27 protein-coding genes and 1 tRNA gene are annotated in these 25656 nt (G+C 62.3%); 17 read left to right on the forward strand and 11 right to left on the reverse strand.

Annotation, left to right across the window (positions count from 1 at the left end; translation table 11 throughout):
* On the forward strand, nt 1-185 hold a 185-nt coding region (locus LSG43_RS12640; RefSeq protein WP_231804729.1), incomplete at its 5' end, for a hypothetical protein.
* A 16-nt stretch (nt 186-201) separates the two neighbouring features.
* Here LSG43_RS12640 and dld read toward each other — a convergent pair.
* The 5 genes from dld to LSG43_RS12665 all read right to left on the reverse strand — a co-directional run bounded on the left by dld (nt 202) and on the right by LSG43_RS12665 (nt 6304).
* Nucleotides 202-1887: a D-lactate dehydrogenase gene (gene dld / locus LSG43_RS12645; protein ID WP_231804731.1), complete on the reverse strand. Its 1686-nt coding sequence runs from the start codon at nt 1885-1887 to the stop codon at nt 202-204.
* Between the two features lie 64 nt (nt 1888-1951).
* On the reverse strand, nt 1952-2821 hold the full coding sequence (locus LSG43_RS12650) for an amidohydrolase family protein (RefSeq protein ID WP_231804733.1): 870 nt from the start codon (nt 2819-2821) through the stop codon (nt 1952-1954).
* The gene (locus tag LSG43_RS12655) at nt 2821-3957 is read right to left on the reverse strand and encodes a mandelate racemase/muconate lactonizing enzyme family protein (RefSeq protein WP_231804735.1); all 1137 of its coding nucleotides are present in this window, start codon (nt 3955-3957) and stop codon (nt 2821-2823) included. Before LSG43_RS12655 ends, LSG43_RS12650 begins: the two co-directional genes overlap by 1 nt.
* Nucleotides 3954-4859, reverse strand: a complete 906-nt coding sequence (kdgD, locus tag LSG43_RS12660; RefSeq protein ID WP_231804737.1) for a 5-dehydro-4-deoxyglucarate dehydratase — start codon at nt 4857-4859, stop codon at nt 3954-3956. The genes LSG43_RS12655 and kdgD overlap by 4 nt, the downstream gene beginning before the upstream one ends.
* A 491-nt stretch (nt 4860-5350) precedes the next feature.
* Nucleotides 5351-6304, reverse strand: coding sequence for a cation diffusion facilitator family transporter (locus tag LSG43_RS12665; RefSeq protein ID WP_231804739.1), 954 nt, complete (start codon nt 6302-6304; stop codon nt 5351-5353).
* A gap of 280 nt (nt 6305-6584) precedes the next feature.
* On the opposite strand from LSG43_RS12665, the gene LSG43_RS12670 reads away from it, so the two are divergent.
* Together LSG43_RS12670 and LSG43_RS12675 are read left to right on the forward strand one after the other, a co-directional pair.
* The gene (locus tag LSG43_RS12670; protein WP_231804741.1) at nt 6585-6770 is read left to right on the forward strand and encodes a paraquat-inducible protein A; all 186 of its coding nucleotides are present in this window, start codon (nt 6585-6587) and stop codon (nt 6768-6770) included.
* A 169-nt stretch (nt 6771-6939) separates the two neighbouring features.
* Nucleotides 6940-8496: a PAS domain S-box protein gene (locus LSG43_RS12675; RefSeq protein ID WP_231804743.1), complete on the forward strand. Its 1557-nt coding sequence runs from the start codon at nt 6940-6942 to the stop codon at nt 8494-8496.
* Here the strand turns inward: LSG43_RS12675 and LSG43_RS12680 are convergent.
* Nucleotides 8493-9215: a response regulator gene (locus LSG43_RS12680; protein ID WP_231804746.1), complete on the reverse strand. Its 723-nt coding sequence runs from the start codon at nt 9213-9215 to the stop codon at nt 8493-8495. The genes LSG43_RS12675 and LSG43_RS12680 overlap by 4 nt on opposite strands.
* A gap of 131 nt (nt 9216-9346) precedes the next feature.
* Between LSG43_RS12680 and LSG43_RS12685 the strand changes: the two genes are divergently transcribed.
* Nucleotides 9347-10018 (forward strand): helix-turn-helix domain-containing protein, encoded by a 672-nt coding sequence (locus LSG43_RS12685; protein WP_231804748.1) that lies wholly within the window; start codon nt 9347-9349, stop codon nt 10016-10018.
* A 4-nt stretch (nt 10019-10022) separates the two neighbouring features.
* Complete coding sequence (locus tag LSG43_RS12690; RefSeq protein WP_231804750.1) at nt 10023-10553, forward strand: hypothetical protein; 531 nt, start codon at nt 10023-10025, stop codon at nt 10551-10553.
* A gap of 91 nt (nt 10554-10644) precedes the next feature.
* Here LSG43_RS12690 and LSG43_RS12695 read toward each other — a convergent pair.
* Together LSG43_RS12695 and LSG43_RS12700 are read right to left on the reverse strand one after the other, a co-directional pair.
* Nucleotides 10645-10720: transfer RNA gene (locus tag LSG43_RS12695), tRNA-Ala, on the reverse strand.
* 82 nt (nt 10721-10802) lie between these two features.
* Nucleotides 10803-11438, reverse strand: coding sequence for a hypothetical protein (locus tag LSG43_RS12700; protein ID WP_231804752.1), 636 nt, complete (start codon nt 11436-11438; stop codon nt 10803-10805).
* A gap of 401 nt (nt 11439-11839) precedes the next feature.
* Here LSG43_RS12700 and LSG43_RS12705 point away from each other — a divergent pair, with 401 nt between their 5' ends.
* From LSG43_RS12705 to LSG43_RS12715, 3 genes are all read left to right on the forward strand, one after another.
* Nucleotides 11840-13069: a porin family protein gene (locus LSG43_RS12705; protein ID WP_231804754.1), complete on the forward strand. Its 1230-nt coding sequence runs from the start codon at nt 11840-11842 to the stop codon at nt 13067-13069.
* 323 nt (nt 13070-13392) lie between these two features.
* Nucleotides 13393-14910: an OmpA family protein gene (locus tag LSG43_RS16650; protein WP_231804757.1), complete on the forward strand. Its 1518-nt coding sequence runs from the start codon at nt 13393-13395 to the stop codon at nt 14908-14910.
* 104 nt (nt 14911-15014) lie between these two features.
* Nucleotides 15015-15431 carry a helix-hairpin-helix domain-containing protein gene (locus LSG43_RS12715; protein ID WP_231804759.1) on the forward strand — a complete coding sequence of 139 codons (417 nt, stop codon included), beginning with the start codon at nt 15015-15017 and terminating at the stop codon, nt 15429-15431.
* Nucleotides 15432-15455: 24 nt separating this feature from the next.
* On the opposite strand, the gene LSG43_RS12720 is transcribed toward LSG43_RS12715, so the two are convergent.
* Complete coding sequence (locus tag LSG43_RS12720; protein ID WP_231804762.1) at nt 15456-16406, reverse strand: alpha/beta fold hydrolase; 951 nt, start codon at nt 16404-16406, stop codon at nt 15456-15458.
* 267 nt (nt 16407-16673) lie between these two features.
* On the opposite strand from LSG43_RS12720, the gene dapA reads away from it, so the two are divergent.
* Complete coding sequence (dapA, locus tag LSG43_RS12725) at nt 16674-17552, forward strand: 4-hydroxy-tetrahydrodipicolinate synthase (protein WP_231804765.1); 879 nt, start codon at nt 16674-16676, stop codon at nt 17550-17552.
* Nucleotides 17553-17556: 4 nt separating this feature from the next.
* The gene (gene smpB, locus LSG43_RS12730; RefSeq protein WP_231804767.1) at nt 17557-18036 is read left to right on the forward strand and encodes an SsrA-binding protein SmpB; all 480 of its coding nucleotides are present in this window, start codon (nt 17557-17559) and stop codon (nt 18034-18036) included.
* Here smpB and LSG43_RS12735 read toward each other — a convergent pair.
* Both LSG43_RS12735 and LSG43_RS12740 read right to left on the reverse strand, forming a co-directional pair.
* Entirely contained in the window at nt 18033-18611 is a 579-nt protein-coding gene (locus LSG43_RS12735) for a uracil-DNA glycosylase (protein ID WP_231805654.1), read from the reverse strand. The two genes, smpB and LSG43_RS12735, sit on opposite strands and share 4 nt — an antisense overlap.
* Nucleotides 18612-18756: 145 nt before the next feature.
* Nucleotides 18757-19323, reverse strand: a complete 567-nt coding sequence (locus LSG43_RS12740; RefSeq protein WP_231804769.1) for a LabA-like NYN domain-containing protein — start codon at nt 19321-19323, stop codon at nt 18757-18759.
* 173 nt (nt 19324-19496) lie between these two features.
* Here LSG43_RS12740 and rpoZ point away from each other — a divergent pair, with 173 nt between their 5' ends.
* The 7 genes from rpoZ (at nt 19497) to era (ending at nt 25654) form a co-directional block, all read left to right on the forward strand.
* A complete protein-coding gene (gene rpoZ / locus LSG43_RS12745; RefSeq protein ID WP_231804771.1) occupies nt 19497-19865 on the forward strand; it encodes a DNA-directed RNA polymerase subunit omega in 369 nt (122 codons plus the stop codon).
* Nucleotides 19866-19971: 106 nt separating this feature from the next.
* Entirely contained in the window at nt 19972-22248 is a 2277-nt protein-coding gene (locus LSG43_RS12750; protein ID WP_231804773.1) for a RelA/SpoT family protein, read from the forward strand.
* Nucleotides 22245-22829 carry an orotate phosphoribosyltransferase gene (pyrE, locus tag LSG43_RS12755; RefSeq protein WP_231804775.1) on the forward strand — a complete coding sequence of 195 codons (585 nt, stop codon included), beginning with the start codon at nt 22245-22247 and terminating at the stop codon, nt 22827-22829. The genes LSG43_RS12750 and pyrE overlap by 4 nt, the downstream gene beginning before the upstream one ends.
* The gene (acpS, locus tag LSG43_RS12760) at nt 22826-23233 is read left to right on the forward strand and encodes a holo-ACP synthase (protein WP_231804777.1); all 408 of its coding nucleotides are present in this window, start codon (nt 22826-22828) and stop codon (nt 23231-23233) included. Before pyrE ends, acpS begins: the two co-directional genes overlap by 4 nt.
* A gap of 35 nt (nt 23234-23268) precedes the next feature.
* On the forward strand, nt 23269-24042 hold the full coding sequence (gene lepB / locus LSG43_RS12765; RefSeq protein WP_231804779.1) for a signal peptidase I: 774 nt from the start codon (nt 23269-23271) through the stop codon (nt 24040-24042).
* Nucleotides 24039-24746, forward strand: coding sequence for a ribonuclease III (gene rnc, locus LSG43_RS12770; RefSeq protein WP_231804781.1), 708 nt, complete (start codon nt 24039-24041; stop codon nt 24744-24746). Before lepB ends, rnc begins: the two co-directional genes overlap by 4 nt.
* Nucleotides 24743-25654 (forward strand): GTPase Era, encoded by a 912-nt coding sequence (gene era, locus LSG43_RS12775; RefSeq protein ID WP_231804784.1) that lies wholly within the window; start codon nt 24743-24745, stop codon nt 25652-25654. The genes rnc and era overlap by 4 nt, the downstream gene beginning before the upstream one ends.
* Nucleotides 25655-25656 lie beyond the last annotated feature (2 nt).

Below are 25656 nucleotides of genomic sequence, written 5' to 3' on the forward strand. Positions count from 1 at the left end.
AGACCGAGGCGCAGGCCTCCGCGCTCGACCGCATCGTCGAGATCTTCCGGCTCGACAAGAGCACGACGATCACCGCGGCGCCCGCGGCAGCGGCAGCGAGGCAGAAGCCGGCGGCAAAGACCGCCGCCAAGGCCTACCTCACCGACGGAAATGCCGCCATCGATCCGGACTGGAACGAGTTCTAGCTGAACCGGCCCGTCCTCAGGCCCAGTTCCGGCGCTTGGACGTTCGTCCGATGCCGGGATTGAGGCTGTTGGTAGGGTCGAGGGCTTTATAGAACTCAACGAGCGACGGTTTGGCCTCGTAAAGGTGCCCGACATTGTGTTCAGCGGGGTATTCGGCGCCCCGCTGATCCAAAAGATCCAGCAGTTGCGCCTTGATCGCCGCAACGTCCGCACCCTTCCTGACCAGATAGTCCTGATGCAGCACATGGCAGAAGAAGTGCCCGCAAACCGGCGTATGCGTCAGCTGCGCGCTGATCTCGGGCGGCAGTTTCGGCAACCAGTCGGTTTCGTTGCGGCGCAGCGCCACGTCGAGCGCCAGGATATCTTCGACCTCGTCCGGATGCACCGCGCGATAGCGGCCCGATGCACCGCCGAACGCGAACCGGTGCAGAAAAGCGGCCGCCCCCTCATCCTTCGTGCATTCGAAGAAATCTCCGTTCCGCGAGGGGAACAGTTCTGAAAGATAGGCGCGTGCCTCGGCCACGCCCGCGCCGCCCATCTTGAGCATCAGGTGGTGCTCGAACCGGTCGCGATAGGCGTTCATGCGCTTGGGCAGGTGCTCGGGCCAGATCCGCATCGCCATCTGCACGATCCGGTCGGAAATCGCACCGCCGAGCCCGAACTTCTCGGTGAGCCCGTCGACCCAGCTTTTGAGGGCAAAGGCTTTGGGGACCGAATCCGTCCCGAGATGACGGATCACGAGATAGGTATCCTTCCCGTACCGCTGTGTCATCGTGTAGGCGTCGCGGTGCAGGTATTCCCCCGCAATCGGCAGGGTCTCGAAGCGCGAAAGGATATGCCGCCGGATTTCCGTAAGTTCTGCGGGGTCGTTCGTGCCGATATAGAAGACCGCCGTATCCTTGTCCGCCGGAAAGGTATCGAGCCGCAGCGCGAAGACTGCCAGCCGGCCTGCGCTGCCCGAGGCTTCGAAAAGCCGCCGCGGGTCGGCGTTAAAGCGCGCTGGGGTGTCCGCGTCGATGTCGCGCACGTGCCGGTGATATTCCCGGTCCGAGGCCCACTGGTTGGATTCGCGCTGGATGTCGGTCTCGGAATAGTCGCCCGAATCGAGCCTCATCAGGATCGTTTCGGCGTCTTCGCCCAACTCCACCCCAAGGTGGTTCACCAGTCTCAGCGTACCGTTCTCGTCGACCTGCGCGAAAACCGCAAACTGTGTATAGGCCGGCCCGCGCTGGATCAGCGAACCGCCTGAATTGTTGCACACCCCGCCGGTGACGGACGCGCCGATGCAGGACGAACCGATCACCGAGTGCGGCTCGCGCCCGATGGGGCGCAGCGTTTTTTCCAACTGGTCGAGTGTAGCCCCGGGCAGGGCGATCACCTGATTGCCGCCGTCTATGAGATCGATCCGGCGGATGCGCATGGTGTTGATAATGACGATAGGACGGTCATAGCCCTCGCCGAACGGTGTCGATCCGCCGGTGATGCCGGTATTGGCCGCCTGTACGATGACGATGACGCCCGCTTCGACGGCGGCCTTGAGCGCACGCCACTGTTCGAGCAGTGTCCCGGGGCGGACCACGGCGAGCACCTTGCCGTCGCCATAACGGTACCCCTTGCGGTACCGGCGGGTGGCGCGATCGCCGACGAGGACATGGCGCGGGCCGACGATGGAACGGAATTCGGAGACAAGAGCAGAAGACATGGGCGTTCGAACTTTCGATAACGCCGCAGTCTAAATCACGGATCGAGTGCCGGGGACAAGTTTTTCACGCCTGCGCCGGTGGAAATCCGAATAACCGCTCCGGGTTCTCGACCAGGGCCTTGTGGCGCGCGTCTTCGGTCGGGAACCAGCCCAGGACGGTATCGAGCAGCGCGGCATCGTTGGGATATTCGGCCGTCGATTTGGCGAGATTGTGCGGCCAGTTCGTACCCCAGACGATCCGTTCGGGCGCATAGGCGGCAAGTTCGCGCGCTACCGCGGCGATGTCGGCGTAGTCCGGTCCACCCGTGCGGCTCGATTCGTAGCAGCCGGCGAATTTGAACCAGCAATTGCCCGCATCGATCAGCCGCTTGACAGCGTCGACCTGCGGGCTGTCCGGCGTAACGCCGGCAAAGAACTTGCCGTGATGATCGAAGACCCAGTCGCTCCGGATTGCTTCGAGGCGAGGCATATGATCGAGGATATCGGAGCCATCGAACTGAATGGCCATGCACCAGCCGAACGCCTGCGCCCGGGCATCGATTGCTTCGAGTCCGGAAAGCCCGATCGCGCCGCCGGGCAGATCCATGATCCGGGCACCGGTAACGCCTGCATCCGCGAGCCGCTGCATCTCGGCGTCGCCGGTTTCCCCGGTTATGACGGCGACACCGCGCGCGACGCCACCCATGGCATCGAGCGCGGCAACCAGATTGCCGTTGTCGAATTGGTGCGCATTCCCTTGCGTGATGACCACGCGCTCGATCCCCAACCAGTCCATCGTCCGGCGATATTCGTCCGGACCGGGAAGGCCGTCAGGGAGGGCAGGGCCGCCAGGGAGGGCCGGATAGCCCTCGAGATACATGTGCATCTGCGTGTCGATCGTCCCCGCGGGGAGAACCGTTCGAGGCTTTGGGCCGCCATAGGTGCGTTCGAGCATCAGGTACCCTTCGGTGCGAATTCTCTAAGGGCGTTCCGGTCGATCTCGATCCCGAGCCCCGGACCGTCGGGGATTGCGACGACACCGTTCTGGTGTTCGATCGGCGATGTGACGACCGCCTGGCGGAAGGGATTGTGCGTGCGGTCGAATTCGAGGATCGGCTCGATTGGATTATTGCGCACCGGATTGGGCACCATCGCTGCCATGAACTGCAGCGCGGCCGCGATTTGCACAGCCGTGCCCCAGACATGCGGGATGAGCCGGATGCCGTGGAGCGCGGCCATGTCGGCGACACGTTTCATCTCGGTGAAACCGCCGACCCCGCAGATGTCGGGTTGGACGATGTCGATGCATCGCGTTTCGATGGGCTCGCGCATACCCCAGCGCGTGTGCCAGGTTTCACCCCCGGCGACGGGGAGGGGTTGACGGGCGCGCACCTCGCGGTAAGCGCCGAGGTGTTCGGGGAGGACGGGCTCTTCGAGCCAGTCTATGCCGTATTCCGCTGCCGCCTGACCGACGCGGACGGCCTCCATGACGTCATAGCCGTGATTGGCGTCGATCATCAGCCGCATGTCGCTGCCGGCTGCCTCACGGACCGCGGCGATGACCCGGAGATCCTCGTCCGGGTCGAAGCCGATCTTGATCTTGGCGGCATGAAATCCCGCCGCCCGGTGTTCGGCCACCTCACGCGCATTGTCCGCGACCCGGTCCACGCCGTCGCGTTTGAACGAGCCGGTGGCGTAGGCCCTCACGCTGTCGCGGAACCGCCCGCCAAGCAGTGTCGAGACGGGAACGCCGAAATGTTTACCCTTGATGTCCCAGAGCGCAATATCGATGCCCGAAAGCGCGGTGATGGTGAGTCCGCGCTGACCCTGATCGCGCAGCGCGTTGTAGAGCACCGCCCAGTGTTTTTCGGTCTCGAGCGGATCCTTGCCGAGAAGCCACGGCGTGTAGGCCGCGACGATCGCGGCGTTCGGCCCCGCCGGACCGAGGCATTCGCCCCAGCCGGTGGTGCCGTCGTCGCAGACGATCTCGACAAGCACGTGCACGCGCTTGTCGAAGCGCATCGAGGCGCTTTCGAAAGCGGTGTCGAGCTTGTGCTCGAGCAGGTGCGTGCGGACTTCGGCGATTTTCATCGTTTGTTGGACGCAATCAGTTCGGCCAGCATGTTTTCCTCCTCGCTCGTAAGGTCGGTGAGCGGAGCGCGTACGGGGCCGGCGTCGAAGCCCTGCAGCCGGACGCCGGCCTTGATGGCGGACACCGCGTAGCCCTTGTTCCGGCTGCGCAGAGTCATGAACGGGTAGAAGAAATCCTTGAGGATGGTTTCGCAAGTCCCGGTTTCACCGGCGCGCAGCGCCTTGTAGAATGTGACCGCCAGCTCCGGTACGAAGTTGAACACCGCCGAGGAATACGTCGTAAACCCGGCCGCGAGATAGGCCTCGGCGAAAAGCTCGGCAGTCGGCATGCCGCCGAGATAGGTGAGCCGGTCGCCCATGGTGGCGGTAATCTGCCGCACCAGGCCGATATCGCCCGAGCCATCCTTGAAACCGATGAGGTTGGGGCACTTGTCACACAAGCGCGCCAGGGTGTCCGCCTGCAGGATGGAATTGTCGCGGTTGTAGACCATCACGCCGATGCCGACGGACTGGCAGACCGCGAGGACGTGGCGGTAAAGCCCTTCCTGGGGTGCGTCGATGAGATAGTGGGGGAGGAGAAGGATGCCGTCGGCGCCAGCCTTCTCAGCCGCCTTGGCAATCGAGACGGCCATCTCGGTACCGTAGCCGCAGCCGGAAATAATCGGCGTGTTGCCTGCGGCATCCTTGGCCGCCGCGACGACGGTGGGGATCTCGTCCGGGCTCAGCGAAAAGAACTCGCCCGTGCCGCCGGCGGCAAAGAGCGCTGCCGCATCGAAGCCCGAGAGCCAATCCACATGCTTGCCATAGGACTCGCGGTTGAACTTGCCCCCGGCATCAAAATGCGTCACCGGGAACGATAGTAGACCGGCCCCGAGCACGGTTTTGATGTCCTTGGGATCCATGGCGATGTCCTTTGCTCAAATTTTCCACCACCGGGATATTGAGTTGACTGATAGAAGTCAACATCTTGTATGATATCTTTTCAGAGGCGCGTGTAGAGACGACCGGCGGCCTTGAAGCCCCGGTCATTGAGCGTGGACGGTATGCGGCGAGACGCGCCTCATACTGAAATTAGAATAGCGAAGCGAGCCTCGCCGCATACATCCGGGGTTTTCGGCTTATGGCGGCGTCCCGGGCTGGGGTTTGTCGTAACCCTTCCTACGAGTGGGAAAGGTTCGGTGCCCCTCCGGGTTTCCCCGGTGCGACGGGGATATCAGTCCCCGTCCGGCCTCTGTCCGCTTTGGACCTCCGCTGGGACGACTCCCATCGGACCCGGACCGGTCCCGCCCAAACGTTCGTTGCGCTCGCGCCCATCAAAGCGGGTCCGTGAGAAGCAATATAAGTGAGGTTCGGGGGGGCGGGGATAAGTTCGGCCGAAATCGTCGCCGGTTGCCTAGTGCGAATGTTCTTCGGTGTGCGCGTGCGCCGATATTTCACACGTGGCGGGCTTGTCGTCCCAATTGATCTCGACCGTGGCGTGGCGGATGCCGTAGGCCGCCGCGAGCGCCGCCTTGACCCGCTCGGATATCGTCGGCGCATCGGCGTTGGCGCCCAGCGTCACCTCCAGGGTTGCCGCGGGCTTGCCTGAGGTGATGGACCATACATGGACGTGATTGACGTCAGCCACATCGGGGACCGTTTCGACAAGGTGCGCCTTGAGTGCTTCAATTTCGATATCGGGCGGCGTGCCCTCCATGAGGATGTGAAGCGAGTTCTTCAAAAGCGCCCATGCCGAGCGCAGAATCAGTGCCGAAAGCAGAACCGAGAGGATCGGGTCGATCGGAGTCCAGGCGGTAAAGTAGATGACGATGGCCGCGGCGATGGCAGCCACCGATCCCAACAGGTCTCCGACAACATGGAGCAGGGCGCCCTTGATATTCACATGCTCGGTATCGCCCCGGTTGAGCATGAAAAAGACCGCGCCATTGACGATAAGCCCCAGCACCGCGACGACGAACATCGGGCCGGCGAGAACGGGATGGGGGTCTATGAAACGCTGGACCGCTTCATAGGCGATCCACAAGACCAGAGCGATTAGCGTAAGGGCATTGACGAACCCAGCGAGCACCTCGCACCGCATGTAACCGAAGGTCCGCTTGGCGTCCGACGCACGGCGCCCGAACCGGAACCCGGCCCAGGCCAGCGCAAGCGCCGCGGCATCGGTAAGCATGTGCCCCGCATCCGCGATCAGGGCCAGTGAACCGGCGAGAAGCCCTCCAATCACCTCGGCGATCATGAACCCGAAGGTCAGAAGGAAGCCGACAAGAACCACGCGCTCATTGTTGCCCGTCACCTCGGGCGCGTGATGGTGGTGTGTGTGGCCGTCGCCGGTGGAGTCGCCGCTCATGTGCAGTCCGCGTATCGAGGAAGATCAGATAAACATATAAATACGTGTTCATATATATGCTGTAAAGTGCGGCACCTCGTCCTGCGCGTCCAGGACGGGCCGTCCAGTTGCAGGGGCGTATGACCTAATCCGCGCATTCGGCCCGAATTGTCATGCATTCGCCGAGTTTATGTGTAACACTCACATTTCAGAAAATCGGCACGCGGCAAATCGGCATAGAACGGTTGCAAGCCGGGCGTCAGGCCCGCACCCGCCTGTCAGGAAACGGAGAGGCGACATCATGGCTGGCATCTATCTTGAGCGTGAAATCGTCTGCCCACATTGCGGTGCGACCAATCATATTACGGTCGACGAGGTGGCAGACAATACACGCGTCAACTGTTCGCGATGTCACGCGGAGATCGGTCTGTGGCGGACGATCAGCCCACAAACCGTGGTCCGCAGGAATGCAGAACAGACGGTGTAGGGGGCTCTCCCTGGACTATCCCCGCGCGCAATGCTGCGCGTGGGTTCGATCTGTCACGCGAGGGCTACCTCCATGCGTGTCTAACGGTACGAAATGCGCGCCTTTTCCGCACAGATCGCTTGAGCTAGAGTGGCATAACGACGAACTCCGGCAAGCCTGATTCCGTTCCATGGCTGACAGTCTTCAGACCGATCCATCCTTGGCGGGCCAGGCCGCCAAGCTTCGCGCGATTCTCGATTCCGCGGTCGATGCGATCATCACCATCGACCGCAACGGCACAATTATGACGGTCAATCCCGCAGCGGAGCGGCTGTTCGGCTATGCGCGCGACGAATTCATCGGTCGTAACGTCCACTTTTTGATGCCCGAACCCTATCATTCCGAGCATGACGGTTATATCCGCGCGTATCGGGAGACCGGCCGCAAAAAAATCATTGGCATCGGGCGCGAAGTGGTGGGCCGGAGGGCCGACGGCACGACGTTCCCGATCCATCTGGCCGTCAGCGAGTTCGAGGTCGAGGGCAGAACCCAATTCGCAGGCATCATCCGCGACCTGTCCGAACACAAGGCAACCGAGCGCGCGCTCCGCGAGGCCCAGAAGATGGATGCGATGGGCCAGCTCACCGGCGGGATCGCTCACGACTTTAACAACCTTCTCACGGTGATCATCGGCAACCTCGAAATGCTGGATGCCAGGCTCACCACGGACGACAAGCGTCAGCTCGCCTCCGAGGCGCTCGAGGCCGCTGAAATCGGCGCACGGCTGACGTCCAGACTGCTGGCCTTTGCGCGCCGCAGCCACCTCGAGCCCGAACCGGTAAATCTCAACACCTTCGTCCTCGGGCTCACCGACATGCTGCATCGCACACTCGGCGAAACGGTCTTTCTCTCGAACGCGCTCAGCCCCAGCCTGTGGATGGTGAGGACCGACGCATCCCAGGTCGAAAGCGCCATCGTCAATCTCGCGGTCAACGCCCGCGATGCGATGCCGTCGGGCGGGCGGTTGGTCATCGAGACATCCAACATCCAGGTCGACGAGGAGGACGGGGCCAGCGAGTCAGGGATCGAACCGGGCGACTACGTGCGCCTTTCGGTCTCCGATACCGGCCTGGGCATGCCCGCCGCCGTGCGCGAGCGTGCCTTCGAGCCCTTCTTCACCACCAAGGAAAAGGGCAAGGGCACTGGGCTGGGCCTCTCGATGATCTATGGCTTCGCCAAGCAGTCGGGCGGGCACGCCACGATTTACAGCGAGCCCGAGAAGGGCACCACGGTCAATCTTTACCTGCCGCGGTATCGCGAGCAAGGCGAGGCCGTGGCCGCCGGCGAGCATCCCGAGGCAACCCGCGGGCACGGGGAGCTGGTTCTGGCGGTAGAAGACGACGATCGCGTTCGCCGGCTGACGGTGACCCGTCTTAAAGAGCTTGGCTACACCGTCCTTGATGCGGGCAGCGGCCCCGAGGCGCTGGAGATCCTCGCCGCCAATCCCGGTGTCGACCTGCTGTTTTCGGACCTCGTCATGCCGGGCATGTCGGGGTACGACCTGTGCACCGAGGCGCGCGCGCGATATCCCGGCGTCAGGGCTCTGCTCACGTCGGGTTATGCCGAAGAATTGACGCGGCCCGATGCTTTGGCGCAGGCCCAGCTTAAGGTGCTCCGCAAACCCTATCGCATGGCCGACCTTGCCGATGCGATCGCCAGCGCGCTCAGGGAGCCGCCCGAAGCCTAGGGCAGCCGGTTCGGGGTGAAGGTGTAACCGGCGCCGCGAACGGTCTTGAGGAGGGTAGGGGTCGCCGGATCGGCCTCGATCTTCTTGCGGAGTCTGGCGATCTGGTTGTCGATGCTCCGGTCGAACGGGCTCCAGTCGTGGCCCTTGAGACGGTCCATGATCTGGTCGCGGTTGAGAACGCGATGCGGGTTTTTCGCGAACACGGTCAGAAGATCGAATTCGCCGCTTGTGAGGGTCACAAGCCCGGCCGACCCCGTCAGCGTCCGGCCCTCGATATCGAGCGTGAAACCGTTGAACCGGACGATCGCGTCCGCGCCGGCCTGGGGGTGTTCGGGCGCGCGCTCCGGTTTCGAGCGGCGCAGCACCGAGCGTACCCGCGCCAGAACCTCCCGCAGGTGAAACGGCTTGGCGATATAGTCGTCCGCCCCGATTTCGAGCCCGACGATGCGGTCGATCATGTCGCCCTTGCCGGTGATCATGATGATCGGGACGTCGGAGGTCTGGCGGATTTCGCGCGCGATGGTCAGCCCGTCCGAGCCGCCGAGATTGAGATCGAGTGTGATGAGATCGGGCGAGCGGGAGAGCGTCTCCTGTACGCCAGCTCCGTCTGCCGCCTCTGAAACCTCGTAGCCTTCGTCTTCGAGGCAGCGGCGCAGCATGCGCCGCACTTTCTCGTCATCGTCCACGACCAGGATGTGAGGTGCACCTGGTGCCGTCATGGTTTTGGATACAGCCGTTTTTGAGAGCGTCCTGATACAAAATGTTACATGCCGTTACCGGGCAGGCGCAAGTGCGTTACGCCCGAACGCCATATTGCTCCCTATCCAATACTGCATTTGTGGGGAGCCCGATGGGTCAGATATTGCCAATTCAAGCCAGCGCGCCGGTCTGGGGCGCGGCATCGGTGCTGGATATGGGTATCCGCACGCTGCGCGCGCAGGATCCACTAATTTTCGAGGGAGACGACGCCGACCATCTCTATGAGGTCGTCGAAGGCGTGGTTCGCGTCTACAAGGTCTTCTACGACGGCCGCCGGCAGATCATATCTTTTGCATTTCCCGGCGACATCATCGGCCTGGGGCAGACCGACACCTACAGTTTCGACTGCGATGCTCTGACGTTTGCCCGCGTACGCGCCATTCCCAAGGCGGACCTCTTGCGTACCGTCCGCGAGCGGCCTGAGCTCGGGGCGCAAATGCTCGAGATGGCGAGCCGCGAAATTACCGCCGCACAAAGCCTCTCGATCACGCTGTGCCGCAAATCGGCCATCGAGCGTGTCGCTTCATTCCTGTGCGGCCTTGCCGAGCGCCGGCGCCATACCGCTGCGGGCCAGACGTTGAGCGTTCCGATGACGCGCGCCGATATTGCCGACTATCTCGGCCTGACGATCGAAACCGTAAGCCGCAACATTACCAAGCTCAAATCGCTCCAGGTGATCAGCCTTCCCGAGCCGGGCGCGATCGTCATCCACGATATGAAGCAGCTCAAGCGCATCGGGGATTGCGAAGCGGGCATCCAGTAGGCCAATGAACGTCGAGGAAAGGGCGGGGGCGGCGATGATCACTCCGGTGCCACGGGGCGGACACTCGATACAAGCGGCCGGCGGTGCCTCTACGCGCGGGCCGTATCGGGTCGCGATATGCGTTTTCCCGGACGTCGCGGGTGCGCTCGGGGGGCTCGCGCAGATCGCCGCGCACGGGGTCAGCATGTCGGACATGGTGCTCATCGCCCCGTCCCGGCAGGCCGCGGCAGAGCTTCTGGCCGGCGAGGAGATCTGCCCGGCGATCTTTGCTTGCGGCCAGCCGCCCGATGAGCCGGAATGGCGCCAAATCGGACGGGTGGCATCCCGTGCCGCAAGGCGCCTGGCGGACGTATCCGACTGGGCGTCGGAGCGGACCGCCCTCACGATGAGGCACGATCTTTCCCTGGCATGCGTGGTGTTGCTGGTCTACGGGCTGCGCGAAATGCTTCAGGCGCTTATGGCCGACGTTCTCCTGAACGTCGCCGCTTTGCGCGTCGAAGTGCACGACATCCCGCCCGGCCATCTCGCGAGTTGAGGTGACACTGGAAGCACAAAGGTGACAGGCGATTGTATCTGATTGGAAATCTGTCGGACGGTATCGGCCGCGCTCGGGTCGCCGGATTGAATGGTGGAGCTGAGGGGAATCGAACCCCTGACCTCGTCATTGCGAACGACGCGCTCTCCCAACTGAGCTACAGCCCCATTCCGGTGAGGGTCATATAGCAAATTTTTCGGCGCGCAAAGGGGAAAATCCGGGAGCTTGCCCTTACCCTTCCCGCCCTGTTCATGGCTCGGCGGGCAACGCCAAAGCGACAAGTCCCGGCAGCGTGCGGGTCGGATCGAACGCAAGGCTCCGGCAATTCTCCTCGAACGTCGCCACCCACCCCGCGGCCGTGCGCTCCACATACGCGATGCGGGCCGGCGTACCTGTGATTTCGAGGTTTTCCGCCATATCCTCGGCCTGCGCGACCGATGCCATGAAGTCGTCGTCCGCGAAATAATTGCACTCCGCGATGTCGATCTCCTGCCACGCCAGCAGCGCAACATCGACAAGATCGTGCGCCAGGCCGCGGTTGAAATCGAGAAACGGCTCGAGCGATTCCGACCCGCACGGGATTTGCGCAGCTTCCGCCCGCATGTTTGCGACCACATCGGCGATGTTTTCGATCGGCCCCGCCAGCGCCGTCTCCATCTGCCGCAGGCGATACTCGGCAGCCGTCGCCTCAAGCGGCGTTAAATATGTCATCGTATCGTCGAACACCGCACACCGGGTCGTGGCCTGTGTGCCGACGACAATCGCATAAAGATCGGCGAGCTGCGGTTCGATCGCATCGGCCGGTTCCGCTTCCTGGCCGAACGCGGGAAGGGCAAGCACGGCGGCCATCACCGCCATCGCAATGCCAGGCCCCTCTCTCTTCATGGTCGATATAACTCCAACATCTCGGCTGCTCTCCACACACATGCATTTTGTGGCCGTTTCGCGGTGGGCAGACCACGCTCGATTCGAGGCGGCATTGGTGGCGCAGGTTCCTTTAAAGAGTCGTCAACCAGCGGCAATAACGACTATTAACAAGTGGTTTATAGATGTGTGCCCAATTTGCAACATTCCCTCCGCAACCCTGCCTGCAAACGTCCACAGACCCCTATGCGATGTTGCGCGAGGCGCTCGTGTGACTAGAGTGAGTTTTGCGAATCCATGCATGGGATCGTTTGTCGGTCGCAGCGCGACGGCAACACACGACACCAACAAAAATGTGGTCGCGTTTCGACAAACCGCCGGTTTAGCCCGGCAAACTGAATGACTGACTTTGGAGGTCAATTATGAAACTTAAGAGCCTTCTTCTGGGTTCTGCAGCCGCTCTGGCCCTGTCGACGGGTGCCCAGGCCGCTGATCCGATCGCCGAGTTCGTATCGCTCGACGTTTGCGATGCTTACGGCATCTCCGGTCTGACCATTGCGTCGGACGACACCTGCCTTCTGATCACGGGCGAAGTCGAATACGACTACTGGTACGAAACTGTCTTCTTTGACGACGACAGCGCTTCTGACCGCACGTCCACGATCGACTGGTTCCTGACGTTCGAAGCTACCACGCAGACCGACGCCGGCCGTGCGATCGCTTCCGTGACCATCGGTCAGGAAGATCAGGACGACACCGACACGGTTATCTTCGAAGAAGCTTTCGTTTCGTTCGGTGACACCACGGTTCTGACCGCCGGTTACACGGGTTCGCTCTTCGGGGTGGACGATGCCCAGCACATCCTCGACGATGTCGCGACGACGGGTGATCCGGATGACAGCCACGTGATCCAGGTCGTTTCCGACCTCGGCAACGGCTGGTCGATCGGCGCTGGCCTGGAAGCCCTTTCGGACCAGGCTGATTACGGTGACCTCGGCGGCCGCGCCGGTGTGGTCGTCGGCTACGACGACGGCACCACCGTCGCCAATGTCGGCGCCTACATCTACGATCTCTATAACATGATCGACAACGACGCCGACGCTCTGTTCGACGTCTATGCCGACGTGTCGACTTCGTTCGACATTTTCGACGTCTACGCCGCTCTTACCGTTGATCAGGATGGCAACATCCAGGGTCTGGTTACGGGCGAAGTCGCTCTCGATATCGCGACCATCCGTGCTGGTGTCGGCGGTGTGTACGCCAATGCCGCTGACGAGTTCACGCCGACCGCCGGTGCTGGTGTGACCTTCGCTCTGACGGATACCGTCGATCTCGACCTTGAAGTTGTCTACAATGCTGAAAACGGCAAGATCGAAGACTACTTCAACCAGCTCGCTCTCGGCACCGTCGAAGACGTCGTTTGGGGCACGCTCACTCTGAGCTCGGCCTTCACCGACACGCTGACTGGTGAAGCTTGGGCAACCGTTGGTTACAACACTGACACCGAAGACTCTGTCTACGGCGGTGGTGTTGGCGTGACCTACGAGCCGGGTGGCGACTTCGAAGCCAACGGTACCGTTGCTGTCCTTTACGATGCTCAGACCGAAAACACCGGTCTTGGCGTTCACTTCGGCGCGGTCAAGTCCTTCTAATTGGACTTCGCGTTACGCGATCTGGGAAGGGTCCGGCTTGCCGGGCCCTTTCTTTTTGTGCGGACGGTTGGCCCAACGGACGCGAAGGCGCCATAAACCGTTGATCTTTCGGCTCGGGTGGTGGCGTTCGCCGACGCGGGCGATATGATCGGCGCGCCCTGTCACACGAATCATCCTTTGGCGTGCTGCGCCTGAACTGTCAGATATTCATGCCAAACCATTCCAAAGTGACCTATCGCACAATAGCGCTGGCCGCGCTGCTTTCCTTGTCGAGCCAAGCCTACGCGCTATCGTATCGTTCGGCGCCGGATATGGCTCCTGCAGTGGCCAGTTCAATTGTCCGCGTCGCGCAATTTCAGGTGCTCGACACCGCACCGGAAGCGCAGAAGGGCGAGGGGGTGGATAGCGAGCCCCTCGAAACGCTCGAGACACCGGTATCGGACAGCAGCGTGTCCGTTCTTGAGAATGCCGATTCCTTCGTCTGGCAGGCTCAGAAAGAGGGACAGGATATTGTTTTTACAGGAATTGTCCCAAGCGCCGCTGCGCAATCGCTCATCGCGGTGACGACGGGCGGGGAGATCTCCGACGATACGGAAGTCGGCGTTGGAGCGCCTGACGGCTTCCTCGTCGATGCACTTACCGGCCTCGATGCGCTGGCCACGCTGGAAAGCGGGGCGCTGCGCTATGAAGACGATTCGTGGATGCTTGAGGGGACCCTTGCGGCGGGCCGGGAGCGCGACGATCTCGAAGGCGTTCTGGCGCGAGCGGCAACCCCGTTTGACGCATGGACATTGGAAATCCTGCCCACGCGCCCGGGGGACAACCGGGCCGCCGGTATGGAGGCGACCGCGGAGCGGCCATCGCCCAGCGATCCTGGTGCTGCCGTGGACGCAGACGCTGGCGAGGGGAGTTCGGAGGCCCAGCCATCTGCCTTGCCGGAAGCCGAGCCGGTTGCAGAGGTGAGCGAGACCGAGGAGGTGGCCGGCGATGGGATTGCCGCCTCGACTGCAGACACATCCGAATCAGCAGCAGGCGAGCAGACCGATAGCGCGCTCGGTGAACCTGCCGACGGCGTCACAACCGCACAATCTGAAGCGACGGCCGAGATCGCTGCGCCGGACCCAGAATACCGGTTCTCGGCGCTCAAGGGACCGGACGGCGCGCTGAGCCTGCGGGGCAGCGTGCCCGACCCATCGACGCAAGCGCTGGTGATGCGGCTTGCCGGGACGGACGGGCAAAGCGCGCTGGCGGTCAATCCACGGGCGCCGCAGGACTTCGTCAGCGCGCTCTATGCCGGCCTTGCAGCGCTCGACCATCTCGATCAGGGGCAACTTGCCTTCGCCAACGGGGGCTGGCTGTTGACCGGCCGCGCCGCCATCGATACGCAGAAAGACGAGGGTCTTGCCGCGCTCGCGGAACTGGGCGGCGAGGAGCGGTTCGTTACCATGGTTACCGCACCCCCGGCCTCCGCGGTCTGCAGCGCCGAGGTCGACGCTTTCATGGCGGATAAATCACTCCTTTTCGCCTCCGGCAGCGCCAATCTGACACCAGACTCCCGCGCACTCCTGCCGGATATCGCGCAACTTCTGAACATTTGCCCGCAAACCACTGTCTATGTTGAGGGGCACACCGACAGCGATGGGAGCGAAGCGCTCAACCTGCCGCTTTCGGTTGCCCGCGCCGAGGCCGTCGTCGACGAACTTGTCGCCCTTGGTGTCTCGGCCCCACGTCTTTATGCTGTGGGCTATGGATCGAGCCTTCCGATCGCTTCGAACGATACCATTCAGGGCAAACGGCAAAACCGACGCATTGCCTTCACCTTCGAGGACGCCGCACAATGATCGATAGCCTCGTCTTTCTGCTTTACACCTACTGGCCGTTTCTCGTGATCGCGCTGCTTATCGGCATTGCCACGGGTTGGTACAGCCAGGATGGAGCGTAGACCATGAACGCCACGCCCCACATTCTCGAAAGCGCACTGCTGCTTTTGGCGGCCTTTTTTATCGGCTGCATCATCGGTCTCCTCCTGCGGCGCACTTTTGCCAAGCCTGCCGCACAAGCCGTGTCGCAGGGCGGCGGCGGCACCGCTGCCGCTGCCGTCGTGCCCGAACCTGCACCGGTCGTGACGCCCGAACCGGCACCCGCGCCCGAAAGCCCGATATCGGTGGACCTCAAGCAGATCAAGGGCATCGGGCCGACGATGGAAAAACGGCTCAAGGCCGAAGGCATACACGACTTTTCCCAGATTGCGGGTTGGGACGAAAAAACCGTCGCCCGGATGAACGAAAAGCTCAACGCCCACGGCCGCATCGAACGCGAGGACTGGGTCCGGCAGGCCCGGGCGCTGGCGCGCGGGCAATAGCGTATTCCGGCGCCATGCCGGCTCTCAGGCGGCTGCCTCTTCGACGGGGACGCCCTTGCGGTCCGAGAGCTTGGCGAACGCCTCGATCGCGCCGATGCTCTCGCCATCGTCAAGAAGGGCCGGACTGCCTTGCCCGGTTACGGTGAGAAGTGCCGCATCGGGCCGGCGTCGGCGCATTTCTTCATACGTCTCGCGCCGGACCTGGTCGGACATCTGTGTGCGGACGAGCATGATCGGCGCGTGATGCAGGCAGTCAAAGAGAGGCCATTGCGGTTCGAGCACATCGTCGAATTCGAACTGCTCGATCTGGCCGATGAGCCGGGGATCGAAAAGCGGCACCAAGCCTCCGCGCCGACCGGGCGCATAGACGCGCGCGCCCAGCGTATCCAGCGCCGAGTCGGGCACGCTGGGGTAGTCCGCCGCGAGAATTTTGCGCAGCGCCGCCTGGCTTGCGCGCTTGTCGCGAAGGCTGACAAGGTGCCGGAAATTGTTGCGCAGGCGGACAAGCCCGCGCGGGTCGGTTACCGGCCCGGAATCGATCAGTACGGTCCCCCCCACCAGCGAAGGTCGTTGTTTGGCAACGATCATCGCCACCTGTCCGCCATGCCCCTGGCCGACAAGAACCGCCCGGGTGATCCCCAGCGCATCGCAGACTGCGATGACATCGGCTGCGTCGCGCGGCGTCGCGTACTGCATGTTTCGGGGCAGGGGGGCGGACCGTCCGCGCCCAGCCAGATCGAGCAACACGACCGGCCGCGTGCTTCCGGCAAGGCCTGACAGACCCTCCAAAAATGCAGTGTAGTCGAGCATGGTCCTGTTGTACCCGGGGATGCAAACCAGCGGCGTTTCCTCGCCCCCGAGATTGCCCCTTAGGTGCACGGCGATCGTCCGTCCCGCCGGGCCCGGACAAATCCGCCCGATACCCAGCGGCGCGAATTGCGGCAGATCGTCAAAGAGTGTTGCGCGTTTGGCCATGATGCTTCATAGCACGGCCCACGCGCGGCGTGCAGGGCCCAATGCCCATGCAGATGCCATGCGGGAAGGCAGGAAGGCGCGAACCCAGCGCATGCCTTGCGATCGGTCGGCCGGCCGTGTCGCGGGTTGGTTGCGATGCCGCACAAGTGACACTATGGTGCGCTTCCGTTCCGTACGGGGCATGGGCACGCCTTTTTGCCGAAGGATGAACACCCAGGAAAACGAAGGGCTGCCGGGCGCGCCGGCAGCGACAATTGAGGACTGTATATGTTCAGCGGGTCGATTACGGCGCTCATTACGCCGTTCAACAATGGTGCGGTTGACGAAGATGCCATGGCCCGTTTCGTCAAATGGCAGATCGAGGAAGGCTCCCACGGCGTTGTGCCGGTCGGCACCACCGGCGAATCTCCAACGGTCAGCCATGAAGAACACCGCCGCCTCATAGAGATCACCATCGAGGTGGCCGACAAGCAGATTCCCGTGATTGCGGGCGCCGGCTCCAATTCGACGCGGGAAGCGATCCATCTCGCCGAGTTCGCGGAAAAGGCGGGTGCCGATGGCATCCTCACCATCCTCCCGTATTACAACAAGCCCAATCAGGAGGGCCTGTTCCAGCATTTTTCGGCCATTGCAAAGGCCACCAGCCTGCCGGTCGTCATCTACTCGGTACCCCCGCGCACGGTGATCGACATTTCGGTCGAAACGCTCAAGCGCCTGCGCGACGCGCACCCCAACATCGTCGGCATCAAGGACGCGACGGCGGACATGGGCAAAGCGACGATGCAGCGCCACGTGCTGGGCCCCGATTTCATCCTGCTTTCGGGCGAGGATATGACCGCGCTGGGGTTCAACGCCCATGGCGGGCGGGGATGCATTTCGGTGACCTCGAATGTGGCACCCCGGCTTTGCGCCGATTTCCAGAACGCCTGCCAGGCCGGAGATTATGCGACCGCGCTGACCTTGCAGGACCGCCTTGCGCCCTTACATAAGGCCTTGTTCATCGAGCCCAACCCGGCCGGCGTCAAATACGCCGCCGCACGGCTTGGGCTCATCAAGGAAGATTTGCGGCTCCCGCTTGTGCCCGTCTCGGAGACGACACGCCAGGCGATCGATGATGCGCTGGTGCATGCGGGACTAATGAACTAAGCCCATGGCGCCCAAGAAAGACAAAGGCGTACTCGAACACGGAACGGTCGCGGACAATCGCCGCGCCCGCTTCGACTACGAGATATTGGAGACCCTCGAGGCTGGCATCGTTCTGCGCGGCACCGAGGTCAAGTCCCTGCGCAATGGCAAGGCACAGATCGCCGAAGCGTACGTTTCCCCCGAGGGGGGCGAGCTTTGGCTCATCAACGCCAATATCCCCGAATATGTTCAGGCCAACCGTTTCAACCACGACGAGAAACGCAAGCGTAAGCTGCTCGTCTCCAAAAAGGAGCTGGCCAAGCTCGCGCGTGGGGTCGAACGCTCCGGCAACACGATTGTGCCCCTGAGGCTCTATTTCAACGAGCGCGGCATGGCCAAGCTCACGATCGGGCTCGCCAAGGGCCGCAAGACCGTCGACAAGCGCAACGTTCAGAAAGAGCGTGACTGGTCGCGCGAAAAGCAACGTCTTCTCAAGACGGGTTAGCCGGCGACGAAATTCGCCGCGCGACCGATCACATCCTCGAACATCGCCGGTGTCAGCCTGCCGGTGTTGGTGTTGTAGCGCGAGCAATGGAAGCTGTCGAAAAGCCGCGTGCCGTTTTCGAGTACGTGCTCGGCGCCGTGTCCGAACGGATGTGCGGCCCTGCGGCGGCCCAGCGCCGAGAGCAGGGAGTCGTGCCCGATCCGTCCGAGCGCGATGAAGGCTCTGACCTGCGGGTTGGCCTCGATCGTTGCGCAGAGGAAGCGCCGGCAAGTCGAGATCTCCTCGCCCGTCGGCTTATTCTGCGGCGGCACGCAGCGTACTGCGTTGACGATCATCGCATTTTTGAGAACCATCCCGTCATCCGGATCGGCCTTATAGGAGCCCGACGCCAGCCCGAATTTGAGCAGGGTGGCGTAGAGCAGGTCCCCGGCATAATCTCCGGTAAACGGCCGTCCCGTGCGATTGGCGCCGCGCAGGCCTGGCGCGAGCCCGACGATCATCAACCTTGGCGCCGCGTCTCCCCAGTTGGGAACCGGCGCGTTGTGCCAATCTGGAAACTGGGCGCGGTTATCCATGCGGAAATGGACGAGCCGCGGGCAGAGCGGGCAGTCGTGCGGAGGGTTTGTCTCAAGCAATGTGAGGTGATCTTTCGGTGAGGGCGCGAAACCTTTCCTGGGCGCACTCCCGATCCAGAAACGATGCCTGCTCTAAAGAAGCGCCTTAGCTGTGCGCATCTTCCCGAGTCGACCCCGTGCGGTCAACCTGGGCGCGTCCGACGGTCTTGGCCAGTTCTGCAATGTCGAGGAAATAGTCGGCCTGCCGCCGCAAATCGTCGGAGATCATCGGCGTCGCCGTCGTCAGCGTCGAGGCGACGGTGACCTTCTTGCCCCGGCGCTGGAGCGCGGCAACGAGCGCCGTGAAGTCCCCATCGCCCGAAAACAGAACCAGGTGGTCGTAGTGGGTCGCCATCTCCATCGCGTCGATAGTCAACTCAATGTCCATATTGCCCTTCACCTTGCGCCGCCCCTGCGCATCCGTAAACTCCTTGGCGGGCTTCGTGACGACGGTGTAGCCGTTGTAGTCCAGCCAATCGATTAGCGGACGGATAGAGGAGTATTCCTGGTCCTCGACCAGCGCGGTATAATAGTAGGCACGCAAGAGATAGGCCTGCGACTGGAACTCGCCAAGCAAGCGCTTATAATCAATGTCGATCCCCAAAGCCCGGGAGGTCGCATAAAGGTTCGCGCCATCGATAAACAGAACGACTTTTTCGCGCGGATCAAACATCCTGAAAAAACTCCCCAAAAAAGGACCGCCCCCGCCACCTGAAAAGACAACGCATGGCAGGCCTCTAGGTTCACATCAAATTGCCCCGCTGTCAGTGACCTGAGCGCTTGTTTTTCCAGCGCGCGTCGTGTAAGAGGGCTGCTCGCTCCCCCTAAAGCAATGGAGACCGGCAAGTGGCACGCGTCACCGTAGAAGATTGCATTGAAAAGATTCCGAACCGCTTCGATCTGGTCCTGATGGCGGCTCATCGCGCCCGGATGATATCCTCGGGCGCCCAGATTACGGTCGACCGCGACAACGACAAGAACCCCGTCGTTGCCTTGCGCGAGATCGGTGACGCCACGATTTCACCCGACGACCTGAAGGAAGAACTGATCCATTCGCTTCAGAAATACGTCGAGGTCGACGAGCCCGAGGCGGATATCGCCCCGCGCATCGAAACGACGAGCGACGAGGATGGCCCGGTTTTCGATACGATCAGCGAAGAAGAGCTGCTTCGCGGCATCGAATCCCTGGCGCCGCCTGAACGCCGCGACGATTGATCGCCGGCAGGCTTTGCCTATATCTTTTTGCGAAGGCGTCCGGCGGCGAGCCGGACGCCTTTGTTGTTGCTTACGGTAGTCGCTGCACCATGGGGTATTCCGGCGCATGATGCGTCAATATGAACTCGTCGAACGCGTTCTGGCCTACAACCCGAACGCCGACGAACGCTTGCTCAACAAGGCCTACGTCTATGGCATGCAAAAGCATGGCAGCCAGACGCGTGCCTCCGGCGACCCCTACTTCGCGCACCCCTTGGAGGTTGCCGCGATCCTCACCGATTTGAAACTCGACGACGCGACCATCGCCGTTGCGCTTCTGCACGACACGATCGAGGATACCGACGCCACCCGCGCCGAAATCGATGAGATGTTCGGCACCGAAATCGGCCAGATCGTCGACGGACTCACCAAGATCGACAGATTGAACCTCGTCTCGCGCGAGGAGGCCCAGGCCGAGAACCTCAGGAAGCTCCTGCTTGCCATTTCCGAGGACGTGCGCGTCCTGCTCGTCAAGCTCGCCGACCGCCTGCACAACATGCGTACCCTCGAATTCGTGCCGGTGCACAAGCGCGCCCGCATCGCGCAGGAGACGATGGATATCTATGCTCCGCTCGCCGGCCGCATGGGTATGCAGGACATGCGCTCCGAGCTCGAGGACCTGTCATTCAAGACGCTGCATCCCGAGCACTACAACGCCATCACCAGCCGGCTCGCGGCGATGGAGCAGTCGAGCCGCGAGATAATCGCCGAGATCCGTTCCGAGCTCGAAGAACATCTCACCAAACAGGGGATCACGGCGGAGGTTTCGGCGCGGCTGAAATCGGCCTGGTCGATCTATTCGAAGATCGAACGCAAGGCCATCGCGCTGGAGCAGCTCTCGGACATGATCGGGTTCCGCGTCATCGTAGATACCATCGACGATTGCTATCGCACGCTCGGGGTCATCCATCAAAGCTGGAAGGTCGTACCGGGCCGGTTCAAGGACTATATCTCGGTTCCCAAGCAGAACGATTACCGCTCCTTGCACACCACGATCGTCGGGCCCTCGCGCCAGCGCGTCGAACTCCAGATACGCACCCACGAGATGCACGCCATCGCCGAATACGGCATCGCGGCCCATGCGCTTTATAAGGAAGCGATCTCCGGCGACATGCACAGGCTCGAAGAAGAAAGCCAGGCCTATAACTGGCTCCGGACCACCATCGCGCACCTCACCGAGGGCGAGAACCCCGAGGAATTTATCGAGCACACCAAGCTCGAGCTCTTCCAGGACCAGGTCTTCTGCTTCACGCCGCGCGGGCGCCTGATCGCCCTGCCGCGCGGCGCGACGCCGATCGATTTTGCCTATGCGGTCCATACCGACGTCGGCGATACGTGCGTAGGGTGCAAGATCAACGGCGCCGTGATGCCGCTCATCACGCACCTGCATTCGGGCGACGAAGTCGAAATCCTCCGCGACCCCAACCACGCGCCGCCGCCCAATTGGGAGAATATCGCGGTAACCGGAAAGGCGCGCTCGGCCGTCCGGCGCGCCGTCCGCCTCAGCGCCCAGATGCGCGCGCTCTCGCTGGGCGAGCAGGTGTTGATGGCGGTGCTCGAGCGCGAGTCGCTGTCCTTTTCCGAAGATGACATCGTGGCGCTGGCAAAGCGGCTTGAACAGCCCGACCGCAAGGCGCTGCTTACCGAGGTGGGGGAAGGGCGCATCAGTGCCGACGACCTCGCGCGGGAGGCTGCCGCCTTAAAAGGCAAGCGGCGGCGCAAGAGCAAGATCAGCCTGCCTGTCGGCGACAACGCTGATGGCTGGTTCTCGCTGCGCCAGGGCGAACTTTTCCGCTTCCGAATGCCGGGCGGGCAATCGAGCACGGTCAAGCGCTTCGCCGCGCTTGTCGGGTTCGACTTCAACATGCCCGTCGAAATTTCACGCGAGGGTGTCGTGCCGGGCGACCGGCTGGTGGGTATCCTGCACGAAAACGGCACCATGACGGTATACCCCATCGATTCGGACGCGCTGATCCAGTATCACGACAAGGATGTGGGCTGGATCGATGTACGCTGGGATATCGACGGCAAGGCCGACCGGCTCTATCGCGTGGTCATCTCGATGAACTCGGCCAACCGGCCCGGCTCGCTCGCGCAGATTTCCTCCGCGATCGCCGCCTGCGACGCCAATATCACCAATTTCGTCATGCGCGCCCTTGCCAGCGATTTCCACGAATTGATCTTCGAGATCGAGGTAAAGGACCTGCCGCAGTTGACAGATGTGCTTGCAACGCTCAAACGCACTCCAGGGCTTTCGCGCGTCTATCGCGCCTCGACCTTGCAGGCGAGCGCGATTGCGGGCATCGAAAAGGTCTTTGAAGTGGATAAGGAACCGGCCGCATGACCCAGGACGAGGTGCTCGACATCTTCAAAAGCTGCGACGCGTTGCTCGAGGGTCACTTCATCCTCTCTTCCGGTCTGCGTTCTCCTGTCTTTTTGCAGAAGGCCCGCGTCTTCATGCATCCGCAAAAGGCCGAAACGCTCTGCAAGGCGCTTGCGGCCAAAATCCGCGCCGAAGGCTATGGCGGCATCTCCCAAGTCGTTTCGCCCGCCGTCGGCGGGATCATTCCCGGCTACGAGGCGGCGCGGCACCTGGGCGTACCCGCTATCTTCACAGAACGGGTCAACGGCGTGTTCGAACTGCGTCGCAGCTTTACCGTCCAGCCGGGCGAGAAAGTCATCGTCGTCGAGGACATCGTGTCTACCGGCCTTTCGATCCGCGAGTGTATCGACTGCATCAAGGCGCTGGGCGCCGACGTTGTCGCCGCCGCGTGTATTGTCGACCGCTCGGGCGGCGAAGCGGATATCGGCGTGCCTCTCGTCGCGCTGACGCGATACAAGGTCCCGGCCTATGCTCCGGACGATCTTCCGCCCGAGCTCGCCGCCATTCCGGCCGTCAAGCCGGGGAGCAGGGGCTTGCAGTGATCGTGGGGCTGGGCAACGACCTGTGCGAGATCGCGCATGTCGAGCGCACGCTCGAACGCTTCGGCGAGCGCTTCACACAGCGCTGCTTCACCGACATCGAACGCGCCAAATCCGACCGCCGGCGACTGCGCGCGGCATCCTACGCAAAGCGCTTCGCGGCGAAGGAAGCCTGCGCCAAGGCGCTGGGCACGGGTATGTCTCACGGGGTATATTGGCGCGACATGGGCGTTGTGAACCTGCCCAGCGGCAAGCCGACGATGCGGCTCACCGGCGGCGCGGCCAAACGTCTCGCGCAGCTTATGCCCGACGGGCACGAGCCCCATATCCACGTCACAATCACCGACGACAACGGCATGGCCCAGGCCTTCGTCATCATCGAGGCGCTGCCGGTTGACCGGTCCTGATCCCTCCCGTAACAGACACTTTAAAAGAAAAAACCATGAGCAAGCCGATGTCGGATACCGAAAAGAAAAAGAAATCCGGCAAGGGCGAACTGCGCGAAACCATAGTTATTTTGATCCAGGCGCTCTTGATCGCTCTGGTCTTTCGCACACTTGCCTTTGAGCCGTTTTCGATCCCGACCGCCTCGATGCAGAGTAATCTCCTGATCGGCGACTACATTCTCGCGTCCAAATACAGCTACGGCTATTCGCGCTATTCGTTGCCCTTCACCGAGGTGCCCTTGAACGGCAGGGTCCTGGGCAATGAACCGCAGCGCGGCGATATCGTCGTATTCCGGCCGGTTCCCCAGACCGACAATTACGTCAAGCGCGTCATCGGCCTGCCCGGCGATACGGTCCAGATGATCGACGGGATTCTTTATATCAACGGCGAGGCGATCGATCGCGAACTGATCGGGCGCAGCGAGGACCGCGACAGCAACGGGCTGACGTTGCCCATTATGGAATATCGCGAAACGCTGCCCAACGGTGTGAGCTACACGATCCAGGAAGTCTCCAACACCGCCGAATACGACAATACGGGCGAATATGTCGTACCGCCGGGCCACTTCTTCATGATGGGAGACAACCGCGACCGCTCGCTCGACAGCCGTTCGCTCAACACCGTCGGCTATGTGCCGTTCGAAAACCTAATCGGCAAGGCGCAGTGGCGGTTCTTCTCGATTAACGACAACATCCCGCCCTGGCAGGTCTGGCGCTGGCCGGGCAATGTGCGCTGGGATCGCATGTTCACTTCGGTATACGCCGAATGAGTTTCCGCGCGCGCGACAGGCAGGAGCTTGAACAAAAGCTGGGGCATCGCTTCGAGGACCCGGCCCTGCTCAAGCGCGCGCTGACCCATTCGAGTGCCGTGGCGCCCTCCAAGCGGACGGCCGATTCCTACCAAAGGCTTGAGTTCCTCGGCGACCGGGTGCTCGGTCTTGTTGTTGCAGATCTGCTGTCCAGGCGCCTGCCCAAGGCCAACGAGGGCGAACTGTCCCGCACGCTCAATTCGATGGTGCGCAAGGAGACCTGCGCCAAGGTGGCCCGTGAACTCGATCTCGGCGCATTCGTGCGACTGGGCGAGAGCGAGGCCCGCACCGGCGGTGCCGACAAGGACGCCATTCTGGGCGACGTCTGCGAAGCGCTCATCGGTGCCATCTATGCCGATGGCGGGCTCGATCCGGCCTATGCGTTTGTCGAAACGATGTTCGGCGGCGATCTCGACGTCGCCCAGGCCCGCCGCGCCGATGCGAAAACAGCGCTGCAGGAATGGGCGCAGGGCCAGGGCCTCGAACCGCCCCGCTACACCGAAGTGGGGCGATCCGGCCCCGATCACGCGCCGACATTCACCATCGAGGTTGCCGTGAAGGGCTACGCGCCGCTATCGGCCGTCGGCACGTCCAAAAAACTCGCCGAACACCAGGGAGCCGCACAATTTCTCGTGCGTGAAAAAGTCTGGAAGAATCTGGAATGACCGCACCCCAAACCGATCCGACCCGCTGCGGCTTCATCGCGCTCGTCGGTGCCCCCAATGCCGGAAAATCGACGCTGCTCAACGCGCTCGTGGGCACCAAGGTGTCCATCGTCACCCACAAGGCGCAGACCACCCGCGCCCAGGTGCGCGGTGTCGTCACCACGGGCAACGCGCAACTCGTTTTTGTCGATACTCCGGGCATTTTCGCGCCCAAGCGGCGGCTCGACCGCGCAATGGTCGCATCCGCCTGGACCGGGGCAGGGGATGCCGACATCGTCGCCCTGATCGTGGATGCCCACAAGGGCTTGAACGCGGAAGTTGAATCGCTGCTTGAAGGCCTCGACAACATCCGCCAGCCCAAGGTCCTGGTCATCAATAAGGTCGACAAGGTCAAACCCGAGACGCTTCTGAAGCTCTCAAAGGACCTCAACGACAAGGTCCGGTTCGAGACGACCTTCATGATTTCCGCGCTCAATGGCAGCGGCGTCGCCGACTTCACCGGTTGGTGCACGGCCAACGCACCGCTCGGCGAATGGCACTTCCCCGAAGAGCATCTCACCGACCTGACGCTCGCGCTCACGGCGGCAGAGGTGACCCGTGAAAAGCTCTTCATGCGCATTCACGACGAAATCCCCTACCAGGCGACTGTCGAGACCGAGAGCTTCAAGGTTCAGCCCGATGGCTCCTACCGCATCGATCAGGTCGTCTACGTCACCCGCGATACGCACAAGAAGATCGTCCTCGGCGCCAAGGGGCAGACCATCAAGGCCATTGGCGCAGAGGCTCGCGCGGAGATGATGGAGATGTTCGAAACCAAGGTGCATCTTTTCCTGTTCGTCAAAGTCCGCGCCAATTGGGCCGACGACCCCGAACGCTATCGCGAGATGGGGTTGGATTGGACGAAATGAGC

Source organism: Pelagibacterium xiamenense (assembly GCF_021166475.1).
In the GTDB taxonomy this organism is placed as follows: domain Bacteria; phylum Pseudomonadota; class Alphaproteobacteria; order Rhizobiales; family Devosiaceae; genus Pelagibacterium; species Pelagibacterium xiamenense.